General features: G+C 42.0%; 13 protein-coding genes. 9 read left to right on the top strand and 4 right to left on the bottom strand.

Features of this window, described 5'->3' with window-relative positions; all coding sequences use genetic code 11:
- Nucleotides 1-22: 22 nt before the first annotated feature.
- Both GO009_RS15275 and GO009_RS15270 read right to left on the bottom strand, forming a co-directional pair.
- Nucleotides 23-1198: a GlmU family protein gene (locus tag GO009_RS15275; RefSeq protein ID WP_163627428.1), complete on the bottom strand. Its 1176-nt coding sequence runs from the start codon at nt 1196-1198 to the stop codon at nt 23-25.
- A 127-nt stretch (nt 1199-1325) separates the two neighbouring features.
- Nucleotides 1326-1595 (bottom strand): type B 50S ribosomal protein L31, encoded by a 270-nt coding sequence (locus GO009_RS15270; protein WP_163627426.1) that lies wholly within the window; start codon nt 1593-1595, stop codon nt 1326-1328.
- 159 nt (nt 1596-1754) lie between these two features.
- Here GO009_RS15270 and GO009_RS15265 point away from each other — a divergent pair, with 159 nt between their 5' ends.
- The 4 genes from GO009_RS15265 to GO009_RS15250 are packed head-to-tail and all read left to right on the top strand — an operon-like array spanning nt 1755 to nt 6861.
- Nucleotides 1755-2276, top strand: coding sequence for a DUF4199 domain-containing protein (locus tag GO009_RS15265; RefSeq protein ID WP_163627424.1), 522 nt, complete (start codon nt 1755-1757; stop codon nt 2274-2276).
- A gap of 41 nt (nt 2277-2317) precedes the next feature.
- Complete coding sequence (locus GO009_RS15260) at nt 2318-3265, top strand: glycosyltransferase family 2 protein (protein WP_163627422.1); 948 nt, start codon at nt 2318-2320, stop codon at nt 3263-3265.
- A 58-nt stretch (nt 3266-3323) separates the two neighbouring features.
- Nucleotides 3324-5030 (top strand): phospho-sugar mutase, encoded by a 1707-nt coding sequence (locus tag GO009_RS15255; protein WP_163627420.1) that lies wholly within the window; start codon nt 3324-3326, stop codon nt 5028-5030.
- Nucleotides 5031-5034: 4 nt separating this feature from the next.
- Entirely contained in the window at nt 5035-6861 is a 1827-nt protein-coding gene (locus GO009_RS15250; RefSeq protein WP_163627418.1) for an ABC transporter ATP-binding protein, read from the top strand.
- Between the two features lie 272 nt (nt 6862-7133).
- On the opposite strand, the gene GO009_RS15245 is transcribed toward GO009_RS15250, so the two are convergent.
- Nucleotides 7134-8165, bottom strand: coding sequence for an oxidoreductase (locus GO009_RS15245; RefSeq protein ID WP_163627416.1), 1032 nt, complete (start codon nt 8163-8165; stop codon nt 7134-7136).
- Between the two features lie 59 nt (nt 8166-8224).
- Here GO009_RS15245 and GO009_RS15240 point away from each other — a divergent pair, with 59 nt between their 5' ends.
- From GO009_RS15240 to GO009_RS15230, 3 genes are all read left to right on the top strand, one after another.
- Complete coding sequence (locus tag GO009_RS15240) at nt 8225-9436, top strand: RsmB/NOP family class I SAM-dependent RNA methyltransferase (RefSeq protein WP_163627521.1); 1212 nt, start codon at nt 8225-8227, stop codon at nt 9434-9436.
- A gap of 127 nt (nt 9437-9563) precedes the next feature.
- On the top strand, nt 9564-10406 hold the full coding sequence (locus GO009_RS15235; protein WP_163627414.1) for an SDR family oxidoreductase: 843 nt from the start codon (nt 9564-9566) through the stop codon (nt 10404-10406).
- Between the two features lie 55 nt (nt 10407-10461).
- Nucleotides 10462-11364, top strand: coding sequence for an AraC family transcriptional regulator (locus GO009_RS15230; protein ID WP_163627412.1), 903 nt, complete (start codon nt 10462-10464; stop codon nt 11362-11364).
- Nucleotides 11365-11610: 246 nt separating this feature from the next.
- Here the strand turns inward: GO009_RS15230 and GO009_RS15225 are convergent, their stop codons facing one another.
- On the bottom strand, nt 11611-13203 hold the full coding sequence (locus GO009_RS15225; RefSeq protein WP_163627410.1) for an amidohydrolase: 1593 nt from the start codon (nt 13201-13203) through the stop codon (nt 11611-11613).
- Between the two features lie 528 nt (nt 13204-13731).
- Between GO009_RS15225 and purL the strand changes: the two genes are divergently transcribed.
- The gene (gene purL, locus GO009_RS15220; protein ID WP_163627408.1) at nt 13732-17406 is read left to right on the top strand and encodes a phosphoribosylformylglycinamidine synthase; all 3675 of its coding nucleotides are present in this window, start codon (nt 13732-13734) and stop codon (nt 17404-17406) included.
- Nucleotides 17407-17533: 127 nt separating this feature from the next.
- The gene (locus GO009_RS15215) at nt 17534-19303 is read left to right on the top strand and encodes a long-chain fatty acid--CoA ligase (RefSeq protein ID WP_163627406.1); all 1770 of its coding nucleotides are present in this window, start codon (nt 17534-17536) and stop codon (nt 19301-19303) included.
- Nucleotides 19304-19661: the final 358 nt, after the last annotated feature.

Below are 19661 nucleotides of genomic sequence, written 5' to 3'. Positions count from 1 at the left end.
TTTAGGAAACTCGGGGTATATACTAGAAATTCCTCCACTTCTGCGTCAGCTCAAAAACGTGCTCCAAAATCTTTGCCTCTGTGTTGTTGAATTCCATATTGCGGCGCTTCATCATAGCTTCGGCCACTTCAAAAGCCTTGTTAGTCTTAAACGCTGTAAACCCAGAAGCACCTCCCCAACTAAAACTGGGAATAAAGTTTCTGGGGAAACCACTGCCAAAAATATTGGCGCTCACCCCAACTACGGTTCCCGTGTTAAACATTACATTGATGCCACATTTGCTATGGTCGCCCATCATCAACCCACAAAATTGCAGCCCTGTTTTGGCAAAACCTTCGGTTTTGTAGTTCCACAGCCGCACGGGTGCGTAATTGTTTTTTAAGTTGGAGGTATTGGTATCCGCTCCAATGTTGCACCACTCCCCCAACACGGAATTCCCAAGAAAACCATCGTGACCTTTATTGGAGTTGGCGAACAGCACGGCATTGTTGACCTCTCCGCCGAGCTTACATCCTGGTCCGGCAGTAACCGCACCGTAAATTTTAGCGCCCATCTTTACAATGGCACTTTCGCAAAGCGCAAATCCACCACGGATTTTGCAACCTTCCATCACCAAAGCATTTTTACCAATGTAGATGGGACCTGTGGAGGCATTCAAAATACTGAACTCCACCGAAGCACCTTCTTCGATAAAAATATTTTCTGGGTTCAACACTTGGTTGGTACGGGATATGGGTTGGCTCTCTCTTCCTTGGGTCAATATATCAAAATCGGACTGAAGGGCTTCCCCGTTTTTAGAAAAGATATCCCAAGTATTTTTAATGGTCAGCACCTCACCATCAAAAGGAACGGCGGTATATGCCGATTCCTCTAAACCCGTTTCTGGGTTTTCTGTTACGTAAGCAATATAACCATCGTCCCCAATCAAAGCTTCTCCCATTTTTAGGTTTTGAATGGCGTCAATCAAAGATTGATTGGGCAAATAACTGCTGTTGATGACAGTATTTTCGGTAGCTACAGTCATCGGAAATTTTTCCGAAAGGTATGCTTCGGTTTGATGGCTCACGGATACATTCAACCATTTTTCCCATTTTTCGCTAATCGTCAATATACCCACTCTAATCTCAGATACAGGGCGCGTGAACGTAAAAGGAAAAAGGTCTTCGCGATGGATACCGTCGGAAAGGATATAGTTCATAGCTCAACTTTGAATGCCTATTTGGAAAGTTTTGATTGAAATTCCCAAACAGACTACATACCGTAAAAATAAAAAACGCCCTCGAAAACCATCGAGAGCGTCTATATATTTCGTTAAAAAGTGCAACCTACTCGGTCTCCTTCTCTTCTTTCTTGAATTTTTTGTACTTGTTTTTAAACTTGTCAATTCTACCAGCGGTATCGACCAATTTAGTCTTACCTGTATAGTATGGGTGAGAAGTTCTTGAAATTTCCAATTTTACCAAAGGGTATTCAACACCATCAACAGTGATGGTCTCTTTCGCTTCAGCAGTGGACTTTGTAATAAACACATCGTCGTTGGACATGTCTTTAAAAGCAACCAATCTATAGTTTTCCGGGTGTATACCTTTTCTCATCGTCTTAAATGCTTAATCTCAGAATTTTCAGGGTGCAAATTTAATGATTTCTTTGAGACCTCCAACTTAAAATCACTAAAAAAATAAAGTTAAATTTATATGTAACAAAATTAAGCATTCTTTAACTAACCTACTATAAGCAACACTAATTTTAAAATCATGGAAGAACAACAACCAAAAACTGGAAAATTTGCACTTAACTACGGATTATTGTTGGGTGTAATATCCGTGGTGTTCGGAGTTATGCTCTACACCCAAAAAATGCACTACGAAAGAAACACAGCAATTATCGTAATTTCCATTGTAATAATGGCTGCCATCGTATTTATGGCGGTCAACGCCTTTAAAAAGGCCAATGGTGGGTATTTAACCATTTCGGAAGCTTTAAAAGTTGCTGTGGGAGCCGCTTTGATCGGGGCTGTAATTTCTTTGGCCTATCAATTTGTACTTACCAATTTTATTGAGCCCGATTTTATGGACAAAGCCATAGAAATGGCCAAGCCAAAAGCCATGGAACAAAACCCGAGCATGACGGAGGAGCAATGGGAACAGGGTGTAGAAATGCAAAAAAGCCTCTCATGGCTCCAATATCCCATTGGTTTAATCATTAATTGTGTACTCGGTCTGATCTTGGGTCTTATTACCGGACTGATCTTGAAAAAGTCCAAAGCGGATTACTAAACAAAAAATGCTACTTTTGAAAGGAATTCCAGAATCGAACAATGCAGATTTCCATTGTAATTCCTTTACTTAACGAACAGGAATCGTTAAAAGAACTACATGATTGGATTGTACAAGTGATGCAATCCAATCATTTTTCTTATGAGGTCATTTTTATTGATGATGGCAGTACCGACGGTTCTTGGAAAACCATTTTGGAGCTTTCCAAAACCGACCCAAATATAAAAGGCATTCGGTTTCTAAAGAATTTTGGTAAATCGCAAGCCCTACACGCAGGTTTTAAAGCTGCCCAGGGCGAAGTGGTCGTTACCATGGATGCCGACCTTCAGGACAATCCGGAAGAAATCCCCGAGATGTACCGGATGGTCACCCAAGAAGGGCATCATGTAGTATCGGGTTGGAAAAAGAAACGATACGATTCCGTTATTACCAAGAACATTCCCTCCAAACTGTTCAATTGGGCGGCACGGAAAACTTCTGGCGTAAAATTGCACGATTTTAATTGTGGACTCAAAGCCTTCAATCAAAAAGTGATAAAAACCATCGAAGTTTCCGGTGAAATGCATCGGTACATTCCTGTTTTGGCCAAAAATGCCGGCTTCTCCAATATTACCGAAAAAGTGGTACAGCACCAAGCCAGAAAATATGGCTCCACCAAGTTTGGGGCAGAACGTTTTATCAACGGTTTTTTGGATTTGATCACCATTTGGTTCATTTCAAAATTTGGTCGAAGACCCATGCACCTGTTTGGGGCTTGGGGCGTACTCATGTTTGTTGTGGGTTTTGGGTTTTCACTCTATTTGGGCATTGACAAACTCTTTTTAAACCCAACAGGTCGTCTAATTACGCAAAGACCACAATTTTATATAGCGTTGACTGCCATGATCATTGGTACACAATTATTTTTGGCGGGCTTTATTGGAGAAATTATGGTGCGGTCCCGAAAAAATGATACACGATACAACATCTCCGATAAAATTAACCTCTAGGTCATTCCCAAACCCAGTAAACTTTGTATTTTTAAACATCTAAACAACTATAAACACTATGGACTCCATTACAGCTACAGCGCAAACTTGGTTGACCGATTTTTTTGACGAAGACACAAAAAAGGAAATCAAACATCTTATAGAAAACGACCCTGAAGAGCTTAAGGAACGCTTTTATAAGGATTTAGAGTTTGGTACCGGGGGCATGCGCGGTGTAATGGGTGTTGGCACTAATAGAATTAACAGGTACACCTTGGGGAAAAACACCCAAGGCCTTAGCAATTATCTTAAAAAAACATATACAGACAATGATCTTAGGGTTGTGATTGCTTACGATTGTAGGCACAATTCTAAATCTTTGGCAAAAACGGTGGCAGAGGTTTTCTCGGCCAATGGCATCAGGGTGCACCTGTTTTCCGATTTAAGGACAACCCCTGAACTTTCTTATGCCGTAAAGCATATAGGCTGCCATGCAGGGATTGTTTTAACAGCTTCCCACAACCCGCCGGAATACAACGGGTACAAAGTATATTGGGCCGATGGCGGACAGATTGTGCCTCCGCAGGATGAAGAAATTATAGCAGAAATCAATGCGCTATCTTTTGAGGATATCAAATTTGATAAGGATGAAAGTCTGATACATTTAATTGATGAAGATGTGGACGAAGCCTTTTTTGATGCATCTGTAAAAAATGGAAGTTTTGACGCCAAGGGGAAGGACAATTTTAAAATCGTGTTCACGTCCTTGCACGGAACCTCCATTACCGCTATTCCGGAGGTCTTGAAACGAGCAGGTTACAAAAACGTTACCATTATTGAGGAGCAAGCAAAACCTGATGGGGATTTCCCAACTGTGGAATCTCCAAACCCTGAAGAACCGGAAGCATTGTCCATGGCCATAAAAAAAGCCGAAGAGATTGGTGCGGACATGGTGGTGGGCACCGACCCCGATAGTGATCGTTTGGGAATCGCAGTGCGCAACTTGGATGGTAAAATAGAGCTACTGAACGGGAACCAGACCATGGTACTCATGACAAAATTTCTTTTGGACCAATATAAGGAAGAAGGATTCAAGGGCAACGAATTTATCGCTACCACCATTGTTTCTACCCCAATGATGCAGCAAATGGCAAAATCGTATGGCGTGGAGTTTAAAACAGCACTGACGGGCTTTAAATGGATCGGCAAAATGATCAAGGATTTTCCCAACTCCCGATTTATTGGCGGTGGCGAGGAAAGTTTTGGATATATGGTGGGCGACTTTGTACGTGACAAGGATGCAGTCACCGCTACCCTATTGGCCTGCGAAATCGCTGCGAATGCCAAAGCCAATGGAAGCTCTTTTTATAAAGATTTGATTGATGCCTACGTTGAATTTGGTTTCTACAAGGAAAAACTCATCTCCATCACCAAAAAAGGCATGAGCGGAGCAGAAGAAATCAAACAAATGCTGAAGGATTTTAAAGAAAACCCAGTAAACAGCGTTCAAGGTTCAAAGCTTCTGTATATAGAGGATTACAATACTTCCATTGTTAAAAATGTACAGACAGGCGAAGAGTTTACGCTTCACTTGCCAAAATCCAATGTATTGATTTACGAGACAGAGGATGGCACCCGAATTGCCGCTCGACCCAGCGGAACAGAACCCAAAGTAAAGTTCTACATCAGTACAAATGCAAAATTGGAAAAGGCAGCGGATTATAAATCCGTAAATTCGCAGTTGGATACCAAAATAGAAGGTATTATTTCTGAGCTGAATTTATAAGTGAATGAACTACTTTAAAAAGATTCTCCAATTTGCGAGACCATACCGCAAATATGGTGTTCTGAATATTTTCTTCAATATTCTTTATGCATTGTTCAGTGCATTGTCCTATGCTGCACTAATACCAATGCTCAATGTACTTTTTGATAAAACCAAGCAAATCAATGAGCCTCCTTCATATGATGGCATTGGCAAGCTGAAGGATTATTTCATGGACTATATGAACTATCAGGTGACCCAATACTCCGGTGAGGATCCCATGAAAGGACTTCTTTTGGCTGTAGGACTCATTTTGTTTTTGTTTCTCTTCAAGAACATCTTCAATTACTTGGCGATGTATTTTATTACCTTTTTGCGTAACGGAGTACTCAAGGATATCCGCAACAAGATGTACCGGAAAATCGTGGATTTGCCCATCTCCTACTTCTCCGAGAAAAAGAAAGGCGATGTTATTGCCAGGATCACTTCCGATGTATTGGAAATACAACATTCCTTTCTGTCAATTTTAGAATTGATCGTGCGCGAGCCATTGACCATCCTGTTTACCATCATTGTAATGTTTATCATCAGTGTAAAGCTGACCATTTTTGTGTTCATTTTTATTCCCATTGCCGGAATGATCATATCCCGGATTGGAAAATCTTTAAAGAAAAAATCGGACAGGGTACAAAAGGAACAAGGCGAATTTCTCTCCATCGTTGAAGAAACCTTGGGCGGACTTCGCGTTATCAAAGCATTTAACGCGGAATCTAAATTCTACAATATATTTAAAACCTCAACTTCACGCTTTTTCAGGTTTTCAAACTCCTTGTTGAACCGTCAAAACCTTTCATCACCCACCAGCGAATTCCTTGGAATAGTTGTTTTTGGCGTACTGCTTTGGTTTGGCGGACGGATGGTACTTTTGGAGGGAACATTGGACGCCGCTTCTTTTATATCCTATATGGGGTTAGCATTTAATATATTGACGCCTGCAAAAGCCATTAGTAAGGCTTCCTATGCCGTTAAAAAAGGAAATTCCGCTGCCGAGCGAGTTTTGGAAATACTCGAATCCGAAAACCCCATCACCGATATTGATGGAGCTGAAGATAAAACAGATTTTAATTCAGGTATTGAATTGAAAGAAGTCGGTTTCAAATATGAAGACGATTATATCCTGAAAAATTTCAACCTAAAGGTTGATAAAGGGAAAACTGTTGCCTTGGTGGGACAATCCGGTAGCGGAAAAAGTACCGTTGCCAATTTGGTTACCCGTTTCTACGACGTCAACAAAGGAGAAATACTGATTGATGGCACCAACATCAAAAACATTACCAAAAAGTCGTTGCGCGGACTCATGGGGCTGGTAACGCAGGACTCTATTCTCTTCAACGATTCCGTAAAGAACAACATTGCCCTAGGCAAGGAAAATGCCATGATGGACGAGATTATCGCCGCCGCAAAGGTCGCCAATGCCCACGATTTTATTATGGAGCTCCCTCATGGCTACGATACCAATATTGGAGATAGCGGAAATAAATTGAGCGGCGGACAAAAACAGCGGTTGTCCATTGCGCGTGCCGTACTCAAAAATCCGCCTATTATGATTTTGGACGAGGCAACCTCCGCCTTGGACACTGAAAGTGAGCGATTGGTACAGGACGCCTTGGAAAAAATGATGCTGAACCGCACTTCCATTGTAATTGCACACCGATTATCCACTATCCAAAATGCAGATACCATTGTGGTGATGAGCAAAGGGGAAATTGTAGAACAAGGCACCCATGAAGAACTGATGAAATCCGCAAAAAGCTATAAAAAACTGGTAGAAATGCAGTCGTTCACCTCTTAATCCATCTCAGCACAGTTATTTTGAGATAATTTGTGCCATTTGTGTCAATAAAAGACTCCCGACCCCGACTTCGGACAAGTTCAAGTTCAAATATCAAGCTCCAAAACTCCCGACGTTTCGACTTTAGTTTATCCTGAGCATAGCCTAAGGGCTCAACGTGACACTTCAGACTTCGTGCTTCCGACACCGAGCACCGCGCATCAAACTCAAACATCAAGTTCAAGTTCAAGTTCAAATGTTACTGTAAACTCCCGACTCCTAAAAAAGTCCCTTTATTTGAACATCAATTGTGCAATCCTGTTTTTTCCTGCAGCGTATGCAATTGAATCATTCAAAAAACGAAGGGTGTAAAAAGACGCTTCACTCAATTGTAGCCAACTTTCACCCCCATCATGGGAATAGGAAACTCCTGTAAATCCAACAGCTACCAAATCCTTGCCACCAGAATTCGGAACAAACTGCACACAACTTTTATATCCAGGTTCCAGGCCATCAGCTACCAATTGCCAGATTTTACCTCCATCAACCGTTTTTATTTTATTCGCCTTGTTGGATTCTGGTTGGGTGTAATCCCCTCCAATGGCAAACCCGGTCTGCTCATCAAAAAAGTCCATGGAATAAATACCTTGGGTGGGTTCGTCCGAAATAATAGGGGTTTCTTGTATCTCCCAAGTCGCTCCTTTATCACCTGAAAAATAAATTCTTCCCTCCGTGGTTCCAATCCAAACTTTATTTCCCTGCACGGCAATATTACTGTTACTGGCAGCAAAAGCACCTTCGCCCTCAATACCTTTAGGCAAGTCTGAACACGGTAATTTGCTCCACGAAGCCCCTCCATCTCTTGTAATAATTATGGAAAGGCATCCATCTACCGTATCGCCTACCGCAATACCTTCGGAATCGTTCCAAAATGTAAGGCTATCATAAAAAACACCTTCCCCATCTTCGGTATATACCAATTCCATCTTTCCTTGGTCACCTGTTTTGTACAATAAGGCAGGACTTTCCACCGAAAGCATGAAAAAATCACTTGAGGTATGGCCTACGGCCCTAAAATGTGGTTGAATGGAATCAAACACCTGAACATTTGCCCTAACCTTGTGCGAATTAACATCAACAGTGCCATAAATCCCATTGCTACCAGCAAAGGCCAAGGTTTGTTTATCCAAAAAGGTTATCGCGCGAATGCTTACGGAATCTTCAAAAACTGGAGTTACATCAACTGTTTTGAATGGTTGTTTCTTTGGTTCTTGCCCACAAGAAAACAAAACAAGAACAATTAAAAAGGATAGGATGGACCTCATTGCATTTATTTTCTTCAAAAGTAAGGAGAAATCATACCTTTGCAACCTTATTTTATATGATGCGTTTACACAGAAACTTGGTATTTGCCGTAATTGATGCCCTTCACATGATTTTCAACGAGGGGGAATATGCCGATAAAGTGATTGAAAAAGTACTTCGTTACGATAAACGTTGGGGGTCTCGTGACCGTGGTTTTATCGCGGAAACAACCTACGATATTGTTCGATGGAAACGCCTCTATTCCGAAATTGCCGAAGTTCACGAACCATACAGCAAACCCCATTTGTTCCGATTGTTCGGTGTTTGGTGCGTGCTACGTGGCATCCGAATCCCTGATTGGAAACAATTGGAAGGCACGCCCGAACGTCGCATAAAAGGAAGGTTTGATGAATTGTCCAAAATCCGAAAGTTCAGGGAGTCCATTCCCGATTGGATGGATGAACTTGGAGAAAAGTCGTTGGGCAACGAGCTTTGGACCAAAGAAATTGCCGCTCAAAACCAACAAGCAGATGTTATTTTGCGAACCAACACACTAAAGGTCCCAAAACCCCAGCTAAAGAATTTTTTGGCCAAGGAGGATATAGCTACGGAATTTATAGAAGGTTACCCCGATGCGTTAAAGCTGGTGGAACGCAAGAATGTTTTTGTAACCCAAGCCTTTAAAGATGGTTTGTTCGAGGTACAAGATGCTTCCTCCCAATTGGTCGCTCCATTTTTGGAAGTGGAACCAGGGCAAAGAGTAATTGATGCATGCGCAGGAGCAGGAGGCAAAACGCTTCATTTAGCTTCACAAATGCAAAACAAAGGGCAATTGATCGCTTTGGACATTTATGAAAGTAAATTGAAAAAACTCAAAAAGAGAGCGAGACGAAACGGTGTGCACAATGTTGAGACCAGAGTAATCGATTCCACCAAAGTGATCAAAAAACTGCACAATAGTGCCGACCGAGTGTTGCTTGATGCTCCATGCTCAGGTCTGGGAGTCATTAAAAGAAACCCTGACTCCAAATGGAAACTAGAGCCCGAGTTTGTGGACAGAATCATGGGAGTTCAACAGGATATTCTTCAGAATTACAGTAAAATGGTGAAAAAAGGAGGGCAAATGGTCTATGCCACCTGCTCCATTCTACCCCAAGAAAATTCAGAACAGATCAAAAAGTTCTTGGAATCTGAAAACGGAAAGGATTTTGAGTTTGTGAAAGAGCGAAACATTTTTGCTTCGGAAACGGGATTTGATGGATTTTATATGGCGTTGTTGAAAAAGCAATAGGCCACCTTTTCCTTTTTACACTTCTTATAAAATTTAGACTACAACAATCATAGATTAGGCTACATACCTTCCCTCTACTAAGGGCAACTTTGCTGTGTCAATTCATAATAACAAAAAATCTGAGAAAATGGACACAAAAAAAGTATGGTTGGTCACTGGCGCATCTAAAGGTTTGGGACTGACTTTGGTAAAGAAATTGTTGAACAACGACTATCCTGTAGCTGCCACTTCTAGAGATTTGAATACCCTGAAAAATGCGGTAGGAAATCATAATGGTTTCTTGCCACTTAAAGTGGACCTAATGAGCGAGGAAAGTGTGGCAAACTCAATTTCTCAAGTAATCGAAACTTTTGGACATCTTGATGTGGTCGTCAACAACGCAGGCTATGGACAAAATGGTACGTTGGAAGAAATTTCGGATGAGGAAGCTCGACTTAATTTCGACGTTAATGTCTTTGGTCTATTGAACGTCATTAGAAAATCCATGCCGCAGTTAAGGTCCCAAAAATCGGGACACATTTTCAATATTGCTTCGGTTGCAGGTGTAGTGGGCAATTTTCCAGGTTTTGGAATATATTGTGCCACAAAGTTTGCCGTTGCTGGATTAACCGAAGCATTGTCCGTAGAAGCAAGACCATTTGGTATTCATACCACTTTGGTATATCCTGGGTATTTCAGAACGGAATTTCTTTCCGATGACTCCTTCAAATTGGCAAGCAATCGTATGGATGTTTATAAAGAAGCACGTGAATCCGAGCGGTTGCACAAAGAAGAAATTGCAGGAAATCAACTGGGAAACCCTGAAAAAGCCGCTGAGGTACTTATAACAATGGCGGAAAGCAAAAATCCTGCCTTACATTTATTTTTAGGGAGTGATGCTTACGGTATGGCAAAGCAAAAAACAGAAACCTTGGAGAGCGCTTTGGAAGCCAACAAAGAACTAAGTCACTCAACGGATTTTAAAAATTAATATGTAATTTAAAACAGGGCAAGCTAAAACCTTGCCCTGAATTCATGATTAACGTATGCACACTTTTAACACCCTTACCGAGTTCCACAAGTTTTGTGCGCTGCCCAAGCCCGAACATCCATTAATAAGCTTGATAGATTATGGCAAAGTGGATTATCAAACTATTGAAAATCAAATCACATGGATGCAAAATTTCTATTCCATTGGATTGAAGCGAGATATCCAGGCAAAAGTACGTTATGGGCAACAGGAGTATGATTTTGATGAAGGGCTTTTATCCTTTATCGGGCCACGACAAGTTCTTCAGTTTGAAATGTTACCTACAGAAAAGAAGCCTTCAGGCTGGTTATTGCTCATCCACCCGGATTTTTTGTGGAACACTCCATTGGCCAAGACTATAAAAAACTATGAGTTCTTTGGCTATGCCATAAATGAAGCACTTTTCCTTTCAGAAAAGGAAGAGAAAACCATCGTTGATGTTTTGCTCAATATTCAGCAGGAATATAAATCAAACATCGACAAATTCAGTCAAAACATCATTGTTGCACAACTCGAACTACTGCTTAACTATGCCGAAAGATACTATCAAAGACAATTTCTTACGAGAAAAATCAATAACCACGAGATTTTGGTTCGGCTGGAGAATCTTCTCGACACCTACTTCAACAATGAAGAGGCCATCGACAAAGGAATACCGTCGGTCCAATTCGTAGCTCAAAGCCTGCATGTTTCAACAAGTTATTTGAGCAGTTTGCTCAAAGTGTTAACAGGATTGAGTACCCAACAGCATATCCATGAAAAACTAATTGAAAAGGCTAAGGAAAAACTATCCACTACCCAACTTTCAGTTAGTGAAATCGCCCATATACTTGGCTTTGAACACTCACAATCCTTTAGCAAATTGTTCAAGAACAAAACCCAACAGTCACCTTTGGCCTTTCGAGCTTCTTTTAATTGAACACTCTTATATCGAACGCAGTCGAGATGCTGTATTCGAGAAAATTCGTGCCAAATGAATTATGGATTCCTGCCTTCGCAGGAATGACACAATGAAATGGTCTAAAATTGTCATTCCGCACTTGATACGGAATCTCATCCCAATTGAAACTAGTTCAGCATGACGACTTGCTTCAATATTTATGTCACATCGAGCGTAGTCGAGATAGGTTTAAGTTCTCGACTCCGCTCGAACTGACATATCAAATTATTCCTTCACTGTTGGATACTCTACTCCTAATTGTTCCAAATAGGTGTCGTACTTGGTTTCATCGTAGTAGAATTTTTCCAACTTGCCTCGATACATGTCTTGCTTGTCTTTGTTCAAAAATATGGGTGGCATATCATCCGCAGAAATCATGGGCTCGTATTTGGTTTCCTTGGTCTGCTCATTATTGAAATAATCCCAAGCTTGGGTCAATAGTTCTGGTTTCAACAAGAAATCCATAATAGTCATAGCCTCTGCTTTGGCTCCAGCAGTCGCTCCTTTATGCGCAATCGGTGTAGCCATGGCAATGGCATTGGCCCAGTGATGACCAGGTAATCCAGGAATGTTGGACGGAAAACGCATGGTTACTGTGGGCACTTTCCAAGAAACGTCCCCGATATCATCCGACCCCCCGCTCACAGGTTCCAAAACTGGAAGTCCTAATTCTGATAGTTCCGTGGGCAGGCCTTCCACTTTTTTGGATTTCATCTCTGTTTGTACTGCTTTAGCCAATTTTTGGTCGGCTTCGGACCAAGTAGGGAGACCAACTTCCTTTATATTCTCATACATGGTCTCGGCAATCACTTTGTTAAAATGTCTTGGCCAAGCGGTACCCAACACGCGAGAAGTCATTTTGGTTCCAGTCATCATGGCTGCCCCCTTGGCAATATCATTGGCCTCGGCATACATTTCCATGATTCCTTCATAAGTAACATCCCTAAAATAGAACCAAATACCTGCTTTGGAAGGCACCACATTGGGTTGGTCTCCCGCATCGGTGAAAATCGAATGTGAACGTTTCAATGGATGCAAATGTTCCCTTTTATAGTTCCACCCTACGTTCATAAGCTCAGCGGCATCCAAGGCACTTCGTCCTCTCCAAGGCGCTCCTGCAGAATGTGCGGCTTCACCCTCAAACATATATTCCACGGAAATAAGGCCAGTTCCCCGAGTAGGTCCCCAAGAAACACTAAGATTACTGCTTACATGGGTAAAAATGCACATATCAATATCATCAAAAAGGCCATCACGAACATACCATGCTTTGGCTGCGACCAATTCCTCGGCAATTCCCGGCCAAAGAATCAAGGTTCCTCCAATATTCTCCTTTTCCATCACCTCTTTTACGGCCAATGCCGATGTAATGTTCAATGGAATACCGGCATTGTGCCCTTCACCGTGCCCAGGCGCACCTTCAACAATTGGCTTGTGATAAGCTACACCAGGGTACTGCGAAGCTTTTGGAATACAGTCCACATCACTTCCCAAGGCAATAACGGGACCTTCTCCATTGCTCCATGTTGCAAACCATGCCGTTGGAATATTGGAAATGGAGCGCTCTATGGTAAATCCATTTTCTTCTAAAATTCCAGTGAGGTATTTCGAGCTTTCCTCTTCTTGAAAGCCCAGTTCTGCAAAACTGAAAATTTTATCCACCATTACCTGTGTCTGCTTTTTATTGGCCTCCACAATGGCTTCGACTTCCGCTTTAAACTTTTTGATTTTACTTTTAGAATACTTTTTCTGTGCTGTTGTAGTGGCAATACCAGCGAACAGCATAATCCCGCACAACAGGATTTTGGTAGTTTTCATAAGGTTGGTTTTGAGTTAGCTATAATGCTTCTAAGATAGTTAAACTACTTTAACTTTGCACACTCTGAACCATTCTAAGCTTCGATTTCTCAAATCAATAAAGTTTATGTAACATTTCTATGAAACAAAAAACTGGAAGCTCGGCAAGAACAATTTCCTATACAAAATCCAATCAAAAAATATTTCTAATGATGTTTCTTATGAGATGCCTAAAAAAGTTGGCCCAATTCCAATCATCATGAAGCAACGAAAACAAAACAGCAAACACCGTAAATAAAAGTATAACAGTATATCTTTTGTTCATTTTACTTGATTCTCCACTTTCTTTCATGCTTATCAATTATTTATATGGTACCAAACCTACATTAATCAGTCTTAAACTAAGTGGATCAATTCATGTAACCCCCGTTTCAATTGACGAATACCCTATCAACATTGATTAGTTAACAAAACACCTTTCCTGTAGGACGAATTACGTTCCAAAATCGTAAATTTGCATTTTCTTAAACCGTTCAACGCACAGATTGTATGATCCATTTTTTTGGGGACAAGGCGACCAAGGTTTTTGCCGTCCAAACCGCTCAGGAAATCGCTCAGGAAGACATTAATAAATTAACTTGGTTGTTTGGCAACCAGCCTAAGATAGAAGCGGCGTCACTCGACGCCTTTTTTGTTGGGCCACGTGCCGCTATGGTAACGCCGTGGAGCACCAACGCCACCGAAATCACCCAGAACATGGGCATCACCGGAATTATCCGTATCGAGGAATTCCATGCCGTTGAAGAGGGTTTCACCGATTTTGACCCCATGCTTTCCCAAAAATACACCTCCTTGGGACAGGATATCTTTACCATAAATATTGTTCCTGAAGCCATCCAAGAAATTGATGATATTGCCGCCTATAATGAAAAAGAAGGTTTGGCCCTCAGCGATGAAGAAGTGGAATATTTGGAGGGACTGGCCAAAAAATTGGGACGCAAGTTGACAGATTCCGAAGTATTTGGTTTCAGTCAGGTAAATTCCGAGCATTGCAGGCACAAAATTTTTAATGGGACCTTTGTGATTGATGGAGAGGAGAAACCTTCTTCCCTGTTTAAATTAATCAAAAAAACATCCGAAGCCAACCCTAATGATATCGTTTCGGCTTACAAGGACAATGTGGCCTTCATCAAAGGGCCAAAAGCCATTCAGTTTGCTCCGAAAAGTGCTGACATGCCCGACTTTTATGAAGAAAAAGAGTTTGATTCCGTACTGTCGCTAAAAGCGGAAACCCATAACTTCCCGACCACCGTGGAGCCTTTCAACGGGGCCGCGACAGGTTCCGGAGGAGAAATCAGGGACCGTTTGGCTGGTGGAAAAGGCTCTTTGCCTTTGGCAGGAACTGCTGTTTATATGACTTCCTATTCACGTTTGGAAGAAAACCGTCCTTGGGAAAAAGGAATGAAGGAACGGGATTGGCTGTACCAGACCCCAATGGATATTTTGATCAAAGCATCCAACGGGGCATCCGATTTTGGAAACAAATTCGGTCAACCCCTGATTGCCGGTTCGGTTCTGACCTTTGAGCATGAAGAAGAAGCACGAAAATTAGGCTTCGACAAAGTAATTATGATGGCCGGAGGCATTGGTTATGGAAAAACCGACCAAGCCTTGAAAGATACTCCCAGCAAAGGAGACAGAATAGTTGTTCTAGGCGGTGACAACTACCGTATTGGGATGGGTGGAGCCGCCGTATCCAGTGCAGATACTGGAGAATTTAGCTCTGCTATTGAATTGAATGCGGTACAACGTTCCAACCCGGAAATGCAGAAAAGAGCTTCGAACGCCGTTCGTGGCTTGTTCGAAAGCCATTACAACCCCATTGTTTCCATTCACGATCACGGAGCTGGTGGACACCTGAACTGTTTGTCGGAACTAGTCGAAGAAACCGGGGGAACCATTGATACGGACAAGCTACCCATCGGAGACCCTACGCTTTCCAAAAAAGAATTGATAGGAAACGAATCCCAAGAACGTATGGGATTGGTAATCGGGGAAAAGGATTTGGACCTATTGGACCGCGTTTCGGCACGCGAACGCTCTCCCATGTACAACGTAGGGGAAGTTACAGGTGACCACACCTTTAAATTCACTTCGGGCAAAACTGGTGAAACTCCCATGAATTTGGAGCTTTCCGATATGTTCGGAAGTTCCCCCAAAACCATTATGGCCGACAAAACGGCCCAGCAGAAATATCCCGCCCTATCGTATTCTTTGGAGCATTTCCACGATTATCTGGAACAAGTGCTGCAACTGGAAGCCGTGGGCTGTAAAGATTGGTTGACCAATAAGGTGGACCGATGTGTTGGCGGACGTGTTGCAAAGCAACAATGTGCCGGACCATTACAGTTGCCCTTGAACAATTGCGGTGTGATGGCCCTCGACTTTAAAGGAAAAGAAGGTATTGCCACCAGTATTGGGCACTCCCCTATCTCAGCTCTAATCGACCCTGTGGCAGGAAGCAGAAACAGCGTAGCGGAATCCTTGACCAATATTGTTTGGGCACCGTTGAAAGATGGTCTAAAATCCGTATCGCTATCCGCCAACTGGATGTGGCCCTGCAGAAACGAAGGTGAAGATGCCCGTTTATACGCTGCCGTGGAATCCTTATCGGAATTTGCGATAGACTTGGGTATCAATGTGCCCACTGGAAAGGATTCACTTTCCATGAAACAAAAATATAAGGACGGTGACGTATTGTCTCCTGGAACAGTAATTATTTCAGCAGCTGCCAATTGCAACAACATCAACCAAGTAGTGGAACCTGTTTTGCAAAAAGATGGCGGGGATATATACTACATCAACATATCCAAGGATAGCCACAAATTGGGCGGCTCCTCCTTTGCACAGATTTTGAACGGAATTGGCGATGAAGCCCCATCTGTTTTGGATGCTGGTTATTTCAAGACCGTTTTCAATACCTTGCAAAAGCTCATCAAAGATGGTCAGCTATTGGCGGGGCACGATGTAGCTTCAGGTGGTTTGATCACTACCTTGTTGGAACTTTGCTTTGCAAATAACGATTTGGGTGCCAATTTGGATTTGTCCATCTTAAACGAGCAGGATATCATCAAACTATTGTTCGCTGAAAATAGTGGCGTGGTATTCCAAGCCAAGGATACATCAGTGGAAAATGAACTTAAAGCCGTAGGCGTTGAATTCGCCAAAATCGGTACGCCAACCTCAGAAAGCACCTTGAAAATCAAAAATAATGGTATTGAAATCGGGTTGAACATTGCCTCTTTACGTGATACTTGGTTCAAAACGTCATATCTATTGGATAACAAACAGACCGCAAATAGTCTGGCCAAGGACCGCTATGACAATTACAAGGAGCAACCGTTAAACTATGTTTTTCCTAAACATTTTGATGGGAAATTGTCAACTCGAGCGCAGTCAAGAGACACCAACAGACCAAAAGCAGCCATCCTACGTGAAAAAGGAAGCAATTCCGAGCGCGAAATGGCAAATGCGATGTACTTGGCTGGTTTTGATGTAAAAGATGTGCACATGACCGACCTCATCACTGGAAGGGAAACGCTGGAGGATATTCAATTTATCGGTGCGGTTGGTGGTTTTTCCAATTCCGATGTATTGGGAAGTGCCAAAGGTTGGGCCGGAGCCTTTAAGTACAACGAAAAAGCCAACAAAGCCTTAAAAGATTTCTTTGCCAGACCTGACACCTTATCGATAGGGATTTGCAATGGATGCCAATTGTTCATGGAGTTGGACCTCATCAACCCAGAACATGAAACTCATGGAAGATTGACCTATAACGACTCCAACAAGCACGAGAGTAATTTTACTTCGGTTAAAATTCAAGAGAACAATTCTGTGATGCTTTCCAACATGGCAGGAACCACATTGGGTGTTTGGATTAGTCACGGTGAGGGTAAATTCAGTTTGCCACATACCGAGGACCAATACGATATCGTGGCCAAATACGGTTACAAAAGCTACCCTGCCAATCCAAACGGAAGTGATTACAATACGGCCATGCTTTGCGATAAAACAGGGCGTCATTTAGTGACTATGCCCCACATAGAACGCTCTACTTTCCCCTGGAACTGGGCGCACTATCCAAAGGATAGAAATGATGCGGTATCGCCTTGGTTACAAGCATTTGTGAATGCAAGGGAATGGTTGGAAAATTTGGAAGATTAGTATAATTTATTCCTCTTGAGGGTTATTATTTGGGGATTTTTCAAAATTTACCTTATGTAATTGTTAAATCTGTTTCATTGTTAAGGTCTGATTTGCTAATTTGCAATCGCTTAACATATAACTAACTATGCAGACGGTTACCCGATTATTTGATTTCCCATACTATCAACTTGAAAAATACCCCTTAGAAAAATCATTGGTCACCAAAAGTGACGGTACATGGATAGCTACATCCACACAACAGTACATTGACAAAGCCAATGCCGTGAGCAGGGCCTTACTTCGGATGGGTGTTAAGCCCAACGACAAAATTGCTGTAATTTCCATGACCAACCGGACGGAATGGAACATTGTTGATATTGGAATTCTTCAAATTGGGGCGCAGAACGTACCCATTTACCCTACCATTTCCGAAGAAGATTATGAATATGTCCTTAACCATTCCGAAGCAAAATATTGTTTTGTTTCCTGTGGTGAAGTGTTGGAAAAAGTTTTGTCCATAAGCTCAAAAATTAAAAAGCTGAAAGAGATTTATTCCTTTGATGAGCTGGATAATTGCAAAAACTGGAAAGAAGTCTTGGAATTGGGGGGCGATACCTCCAACCAAGATGAAGTCGAAAAATTAAAAGATACCGTAAAACCTGATGACTTGGCCACCCTTATATACACCTCTGGCACAACCGGTAGACCAAAAGGAGTTATGCTATCTCATAACAATATAGTTTCCAACGTGGTCGATAGCCAAGTTAGGGTTCCTTTTGAAACAGGTGGAACTGCCTTGAGTTTTTTGCCTGTTTGCCACATTTTTGAACGTATGATTCTTTACCTCTACCAATATTGTGGTGTAGAAATTTATTTTGCGGAAGGATTGGACAAAATCAGTGATAACGTGAAAGAGGTGAAACCCCACGTGATGAGTGTTGTTCCCCGATTGCTGGAGAAAGTCTATGATGCCATTATTGCCAAGGGAACCAATTTAACGGGCATAAAAAAGAAACTCTTTTTCTGGGCTGTTGAAGTAGGGCTCAAATTTGAGCCTTACGGTGCAAACGGCTGGTGGTACGAGAAAAAACTTGGGCTTGCCCGTAAATTAATATTTAGCAAATGGAAAAAAGGTCTTGGCGGCAATCTATCCGTGATGGTTTCCGGTAGTGCCGCGCTACAACCAAGGCTTGCCAGAATTTTTGCTGCAGCGGAGATGCCCGTAATGGAAGGATACGGACTTACAGAGACTTCGCCCGTAATTGCAGTAAACGACCAACGCAACAAAGGTTGGAAAATTGGCACTGTAGGGAAAATGATTGATAATGTAGAAGTGAAAATTGCCGAGGACGGGGAAATTCTTTGTAAAGGCCCCAATGTGATGATGGGCTACTACAAAGACCCAGAAAAAACTGCTGAAGTAATGACAGGAGCTTATTTCCATACTGGAGATATTGGAGAAGTGGACGCAGAAGGCTTTTTGCGCATTACCGATCGTAAAAAAGAGATGTTCAAAACATCCGGCGGAAAATATGTGGCTCCCCAATTATTGGAAAACCGTTTTAAACAATCCCGATTTATAGAACAGATCATGGTGGTCGGCGAAGGTGAAAAAATGCCGGCAGCCTTGATTCAGCCCAATTTTGAATTTGTAAAGGAATGGGCCAAACGCCATAATATCGACTTGGGATCAAATGATGAATTGGTCAAAAACGAAAAGGTTATCGCCCGTATGCAGGAAGAAGTGGATTGGGCCAACCAAGAGTTCGCCAAATGGGAAAAAGTAAAACAGTTTAGACTTACCCCAGATGTTTGGAGCGTGGAAGATGGCCACCTCACCCCTACCATGAAACTAAAACGAAAGCCCGTAAAGGAAATGTACATTGATTTGTACAATGATATCTACGAACACTAAGTCAGTGTTCAATTTACAATGAGCTATTGGCAATAAATTAATGAATAACTGTCATTTCGAACGAATGTGAGAAATCTCATTTACAGCCAATATATTCAATTAACAATGTTCCAAAAACGACTGTCATCTTGGGCAAAGCTAAGAATCTCTTATAGTTCATAGCTGGCAATAAAAAAACCAACGGCAATCCGTTGGTTTTTTATTTATATCGACACTATCCCAATAAGTGTGTAAGTTGAAAATAACGGGGGTTGGACTTTATTAGAGTCTGACCCTTTTTTCATAGATCGTTAGGAACTGGTTTAAAATGATGCCCCAGTTCCTGATGGGCATGGACCACTTCTTTGTGGCCTCCCTT

This window comes from Allomuricauda sp. TY007, assembly GCF_010468565.1.
Lineage (GTDB): Bacteria > Bacteroidota > Bacteroidia > Flavobacteriales > Flavobacteriaceae > Flagellimonas.
Note: the sequence above shows the minus strand (reverse complement) of the source record. Positions and strands in the feature narration are given on the sequence as shown.